Origin of the sequence: Aeromonas sp. ASNIH8, from assembly GCF_002919855.1 — a bacterium.
Lineage (GTDB): Bacteria > Pseudomonadota > Gammaproteobacteria > Enterobacterales > Aeromonadaceae > Aeromonas > Aeromonas caviae.
The window spans coordinates 1-878 of the sequence record NZ_PQLN01000248.1 but is presented as its reverse complement, the minus strand read 5'-3'; the positions used below and the strand labels follow the sequence as shown (position 1 = coordinate 878).

Sequence of the window (878 nt, the reverse complement as noted above, 5' to 3'; positions counted from 1 at the left end):
GAACTGGCTGTGGGTTTATAACCATGAGCGGCCCAATATGGCGCTGGGTGGCTACACGCCGAAACAGCGTCTGGCACAGGCCGCATGACCTCTACTTTTGAATGCCCCTAAAAATGGGGGGATTACCCATTGACCCAGCACAGCAACGCTTCAAGCAAGGTATCGATGACAATGCAGCGCAGAATGCGGGCAACAGTGTGACGCCGCGGGATGCCGTTGGCAAAGGGGCGATGCTGACGGAGCCAATCGATCTTTGAATCGCCATAGGTTTCGATGTCATTCCAGCCCTCGGCACCACTCATGATGGCACTGATGACAAGGAACATGACATCAACCAGGTTATGTTTACGATTGATCTCAGAGCGAGTTTCTTCGACAAGGGTAAGGTGTTCAATCAACGTCATAGCGCGTGCCTCCTGCATGGAGACGCGATTAGATCACAGACGATCTGCCTGTTCAAATTTCATTAACAAAGTGCGATCCCGCCCTGAGCGAGGTAAGGGGCTGAGTTACATAAATCACAGGGCAGAAGGTAAGCGCTTGTTTCTGTTCGTCCGCGAGCAGAGCAAAGATGAATTTGGCCGCACCCTTGGCTTTGTGAACTTTGGTGAGGTGGAGTACGTATCCCACACTGGCAGCCAACCGATGAACATTAAATGGCGTCTCACTACTCCGATGCCGCCATTTATGTGGAAAGAAGCTGCCAAATTGGCGGTTGGCTGAACGAGCAATCACAACAGGGCCCGTCAAGGGCGCAATGCTGTTCACTTAAGCGGAGCCGCATTGCGATTTACCGGAAAACGGGTCTTTGATATCTTCACCGCCCTGGGTCTCGATGGCCTGGGGCGTTTTTCTATGAACATGACGCCTATGCAGCC

2 pseudogenes are annotated in these 878 nt (G+C 52.5%); one reads left to right on the top strand and one right to left on the bottom strand.

The features are described 5' to 3' along the window. Positions 1–128 precede the first annotated feature (128 nt). A pseudogene (locus C3418_RS23735) lies at positions 129–404 on the bottom strand (transposase family protein); the annotation flags it as partial. A gap of 76 nt (positions 405–480) precedes the next feature. Between C3418_RS23735 and C3418_RS23730 the strand changes: the two are divergent. Beyond that, a pseudogene (locus C3418_RS23730) lies at positions 481–723 on the top strand (DUF3427 domain-containing protein); the annotation flags it as partial. Positions 724–878 lie beyond the last annotated feature (155 nt).